The sequence below is a fragment of the Prosthecobacter sp. genome, assembly GCF_044373815.1.
Lineage (GTDB): Bacteria > Verrucomicrobiota > Verrucomicrobiia > Verrucomicrobiales > Verrucomicrobiaceae > Prosthecobacter.
Window position 1 is genome coordinate 1 of sequence record NZ_JBIPNG010000443.1, and the last position, 5,536, is coordinate 5,536.

Here is a 5,536-nt window from a genome sequence, read left to right on the forward strand (position 1 = left end):
GCGAGGTGACGGGAGAAGAGGCGCTCGTCAACGGCTCCGCTTTCGATGAGGGCGAGGACGGGGGAGATGCCGCCGCCTGCGGCGGTGTTGAGAGCGGCCTGGATGTCGGAGTCCATCACACCGGCGGCTTGGCCGCTTGATTGGAGGATGGAAGTCATGGGTGGGACGGAGGGAGGGGAGGTGGCCGCAAAAAGACGCAAAGAGGGGCAAAAAGAAGAGGCCGGAGGGGGACCGACAAAGAGGAAGAAAAAAGAGGGGGGAGGTGGGTGACGGATTTGTGACCGTGGAGGGGCGGGAGTGGAGGGAAGCCGCGTGGGAGAGGGAGAGGGAGCGGTAGATTGTGAAGAATTCGTTGCTTTGGGGACGACTGAGCCGGAGTTGGACAGGATTGACAGGATGCCGGAATTTCAGGATTGGGGACCGGAACGGGGGCGGATTGGAGTGTCCGCGCGACTGATCCGAGCGGTATTGGAATGCGGCGCTCTCAGGGCGGGACCCCGGGGAAGCATTGAATTTTCACCGCAGAGGTGGGAACGCCGCAGAGATTGCCGGAAGGGAGAGCCGGAGGGGGGCCGCAATCCGTTCTTCGGTCTCCGAGCTGCGAAGGACAGGAGGTGTTGCTTAAGGATCGAGGATGAGATTTAAGTGTTTCTACCTGCTTGTTCTTTGGCTGGTCCCTGCTAATTTCTTGCTTTCATATGAGCACAATCTGGGCATTCGACTTGGGCAAGGGGAGCATTGGCGAGGTGGTTTGGAATGGATTTACGACCCACTGATTATGCAGAACAACCTTCCCAACGAGAATGATCCGTCGGCTGTCCGCCGCATCCTTGCCCTTGATCTCGGCATTGGCTCCTATGGCATCGCGCTTCAGGAGCGCAGCGGTGAAGGGGACAACAGGCGGTTCAGCTTTCCCATTGTGCGTTCTTGCACGCTGCCGGGGGAGTGGGCGGAGCTTAAGGAGGAGCGGACGCGGCGCAGGATGTGGCGTACGCGGCTGGCACACATTGAGCGCGAAGGCTGGCTGCGGCAGGTCTTTGAGCGTTGCGGATTGCAGGAGGCGGTGCTGTGGGGACGGCGATTGAAGAAAGTCGCGGTGGAGGAGGCAGGCCCCGGCGGCGTGAAAGTGACGAAGAAGCGATGGACGCAGGACGCGGAAAATCCGCCTGACTACCGGCTGGAGCGCGAGTTCCCGCCGCAGCCGGGAAAGAAGACGCAGGATGGAGCCCCTGCGGACGAGCAGGGAGCACGTATCGTTTACAGCGGTGCGGCACTGCGCTGTCTGCTGCTGCTTGGTGAGAAGGCGCAAATGGATGCGCAGGGGCGCACACTGGAACCTTGGCAAATCTTCAAGGCGCTGCATTCGGCCATTCAAAAGCGCGGTTATGATGCGGCTGTGCCCTGGGCACGGACACCGACGGTGAAGCCCCTTGTGGCTGCCGACGCAGCCGCCAAGAAGGGGCGCAAGGGCAGGAAGACTGAGACGGTTGAAACCGACGCAGAGGCTGAGGGCGAACCGGTTCTTTCTGAGGCAGAGGCAAAGGAAAGGAATGAGGAAAAAGCCAGTCTGGAACGTGCGCTGACAATGAAAGGCGTGGTGGAAGGGCTGTCCCCGCATGCCCGCTTTCATCATCCGTGTTTTTGGGAGGCTTACCGCATGGGGCTGTGGGAGGCTGCCGAGCCTGAGCTGCTTCGTTTACGCCAGACGCATGATGCGCGCTCCTGCAAATGGGATGACCAACCAGACCCGGCCAACAAGTTCAAGAATGCCAACGAGCAAGATAAGTATGCAAGGCTGCCTGCCATTTTCCCACGCCAGATGGTGGAGGCAGAACTCATCGCCTTGTGTGAAGCGGCCGCCCGGCAGTTGCCGGCCTTGTCCGTGAGCGCCTATGAGATCGCGTACGGTCCAACGGAGCTGCCTTATCCAAACATTCCCCGCCGTGATCCTGCGAAGCAGGATGTCGAAGCGCAAAGGCGTGCCGCGCTCAAGGCTTTGCCTCCAGAGCTACGCGAGACGTTTGTGCGCGGCAAGGCGGCGGAATGGCAGGGTGCGCTGTCGCAGAAAGCGCCCACCTTTGACAATCGCGGTCCGGCCCCGTGTGCGCTGATCCCGCGCTTCAATGTGGCCAAATGTGAGCTGCGCTATGATAAAGAGGTACTTGTGCCTGATTCGACACTGGCTGCCGAGGTTTCCTTTTTGCTTCAGCTCAAGAACTTCCGGTTTGTGCCGGAGGTTAAGGATGACAGCAGAGCCGGTGGCTTGCGGGATTCATTCAGCCCCCGGGAATTGAAACAGCTCCATGAGGATCATTTCGCGGGGACCGTTCTTAAGCGCATGGCTTCCGGCATGACTGGAGGAGCAATGACGAAGAAGATGCTCTGTGACTGGATGGGAGAGCACATCGGACCCAAGACCACGCCCAAGCCGGGACAGGATGGCAAAGGCAAGGAGATCATCGAGATGCCGAAGGCGACGGGCCGTGCGCGTTTTTCGCGCCCGGCGCTGCGTTTGGTGAAGGAGTTGCTGCTATCAGGCTTGTCGCCAGCGGAGTTCAAGGCTGCTTTGCTGGATCTGAGCAACCCGGCTTACGATGATCTGCGCAAGGCAGTGAAACTGGTGGGTGACGATGGTGGGGAGATGAACACGAATGAGATGCGCGGCATGATTGCGGTGGACCTTGATTTCCTCGACAACATCGGCGCTTCATGGGACAAAATCAGCATCCGCGACGAACGGCTGGAGGCCATCAGCGAACTCACGCAGGCGGAGAAGGAGGCACGACAGGCTGCGATCACGCGCATGATTGGCATGGAGATCAATCCCAAGATCAGGCACCGCCTCACGCTGCTCGACCACATTCTTGATGAGATCACCGCTGATGGCAGGCTGCCGGACCGTGTGGTGCTGGAGTTTGCGCGTGAGGAGTGGCTGGGGCCGAAGCGCAAGAAGGAGTTGGAAGATTTTCAAAAGGAACGCCGGGAGCAGAACATTACCGCGCGGATGAATCTAGGCGGTGAGGTGACTCCGAGGGCCGTCCTCAAGCATCAACTGCTTACGGAACAAGGCGGGCGCTGCTTGTTCTGCGGCAAGAACTTTGCCAATCCGAAAACAACCAGCGTGGCGCATGGCGAGCTGTCGTTTGAAAACGCGCATCTCGCCCACATCGTCGCAGATTCGAAGGGCGGTCCGCGTGCCTATGTGAACCTGGTGCTCGCTTGCGACGGCTGCAACCGGGCGCAGGATAACCGTTACCATTCGGATGCTTTTGCGCAGAACCGCTTTCCCATCGGCTGGGATGCTTTCGTCGGCATCGTCTCCGGCTGTGCAGGCATGCGTCCTTTTAAAAAGAAAATTCTCTGCACCAAGTCCGAAGATGAGGCAGCGCTGATGGTGCAAAACAAGACCGCCTTGCAAGAGACGGCATGGATTGCCAAGCTGGCCCGTGTACTCATCTGCCTCAAGTTCGGCTGGAAGCTGGACGCGGAAGGCGAACAACGCCGCATCGTCGTGGTGACAGGCAGCGTGACCAACCGCGTGGCTTCAAAGTATGGACTCTACTCACTGCTGGGCGGTCCGGAGCGTGTGAAGAAACTGGCGGATGGAAAAGCCGCCATCGAGGAGGCCATCAAGAATGTGGAAGCAGCCAGTGATGATGAACTCGACAAGCTTTGCGATGACTTTCCCAAAGAGTGGAAAATGAAGAAGCGCAAAGGTGCTGACCATTGGGACAAAGACTTTGCGCTCTGGCTCCTGCGCCGTCTCCACATTGCCAATGAGGATGCGATCAACGAGAAGGATCGAAACGATGACCGCCACCATGCATTGGATGCCATGGTGCTTTCCTTCCTGCCGCATTGGGCCGGAAATCCTGGCAAGAGCTTGTACTTTGGTCTGCCACCGGGCAGGGACTGGAAGGAAGAATTGAGGCATTATCTGGAGGGGCTGTATCCAGAGGTGCTCATCTCAGCACGGCCCGAGCTGGAACAATCCTTTTATGGGGCACGCCGGGTGGGCATGACTTCTGCTGCTACTAAACGTTATATGCTGCGCGAGATCGCCTACAGCGGTATGACTCCCAAGTTTTCCAACAGCACGCTTGGTAAACAGGCGCGGCGTATCTATGACAAGCACATTCAGGCCGTAGTAAGCGCCTTCGCGGATCAAAACCCCAAGGAGCCAGAGTGGCTGAACTTCTGCGAGCGGCTGGCTAAACACGGGCTCAAACCCGGCGGCCCGCGCATCACCCACGTGCGCCGTATCGTCTCCGATGAACTCACCGAGTATGCCGACTTCTCCAAGGATGGCACCGGTGCATGGCGCAAAGGTGATAAGAATCAAGGTTGGTTTGTGTGTGAGAAAAAAGACCGAGAAGGCGAGTACGCCATCGAGCCGGTTTATGTTCATCAGTCAAAATCGAAACTGGAACAGCGTATTCTCAAAGAAGGCAAATACTCACGGGTGGTGGACTTCTTCATTCGTGATGAAGTGGTGACACTGGACCGTGAGATCACCGGGATCATGGACCCTTTGCCATCTGGCAGTTTTGTGATTCGTACCATGAAGTTGAATGGGCAGGTGGAATTATCCAATAATGCTGGATACCAATACAAGCCGGTTAACATCAAGAATTTGATCGGTGCGGGTTTCAAAAAAGAGGAGCAACCATCATGAGCTACCACGTCGTCCACATCCTGACTCACGGAGCTTTGCTGGCGCGTGAGCGCGGCTTTCTCGTCTGCCGTCCGCCCAAGGACGCCGCTGATGCCGTGGAAAAAAAGCTGCCTCTGGAAGACATTCGTGCGGTGGTCATTGCTGCGCGCGGTGTTACGCTGACGAGCAATGCCATCTCGGGCATTCTGGAGCAGGACGGGCTCATCCTGCACTGCGATGAAAGCTATCGTCCGGTGGGAGTGACGACGCCGCTGCCGCGCATCATCGACACACGCGCCTATCTCAATCAGGCGCGGCAGCCGCAGCGCTTGAACGAACGGATTTGGAACCAGCTGCTGCTGGGCAAGACGGCCAACCAGCAGGCCGTGCTGAAGCAGCGTGAACTGTTCAGTGCGCATCTGGACCGGGCCATGAAGATCAAGCAGGTGGATGAAGGCAACTGCGCCAAGAAATACTGGCAGCTCTATTTTCCAAGCATTGGCTGGAGTGCCACGCGGCGGGATCGCAAACTGAACACGCCGCCGAACCGGATGCTCAACTATGGCTACACCGTGCTGGCGGCTCTGTGCCATCGTTCTTTGATCGTGCATGGCCTGAGTCCGCTGCTGGGGGTGGGTCATGTGGCACGCTACAAGGCTGATCCGCTGGTGTATGATTTGATGGAACCTTACCGGCCCTTTGTTGACTGCATGCTGGCGGACTTCATGCAGACCGAGCCGGAGATCACGGAGGCGGCTTGGTGCAAAAAGATCGGGCGGGAGCTGCGGGAGCGCCGGGTGGAGAAGGAACCGTTTTCATTGAAGCTGCTGGATGCCATCGACAAGAGCGCCGCCACGTTGACCGACTGTTACAGCCACCTGA

General features: G+C 58.3%; 2 protein-coding genes. Both read left to right on the top strand.

Features of this window, described 5'->3' with window-relative positions:
- Nucleotides 1-778: 778 nt before the first annotated feature.
- Nucleotides 779-4,675: an HNH endonuclease gene (locus tag ACIREA_RS25515; protein ID WP_397385145.1), complete on the top strand. Its 3,897-nt coding sequence runs from the start codon at nucleotides 779-781 to the stop codon at nucleotides 4,673-4,675.
- Nucleotides 4,672-5,536: type II CRISPR-associated endonuclease Cas1 (gene cas1, locus ACIREA_RS25520; RefSeq protein WP_397385146.1), on the top strand; the 865-nt coding region annotated here is incomplete at its 3' end. The genes ACIREA_RS25515 and cas1, both read left to right, overlap by 4 nt.

What these genes read in the sequence shown, in the direction of transcription:
- ACIREA_RS25515 (WP_397385145.1), top strand. Translation starts at nt 779, where the DNA reads ATGCAGAACAACCTTCCCAACGAGAATGATCCGTCGGCTGTCCGCCGC.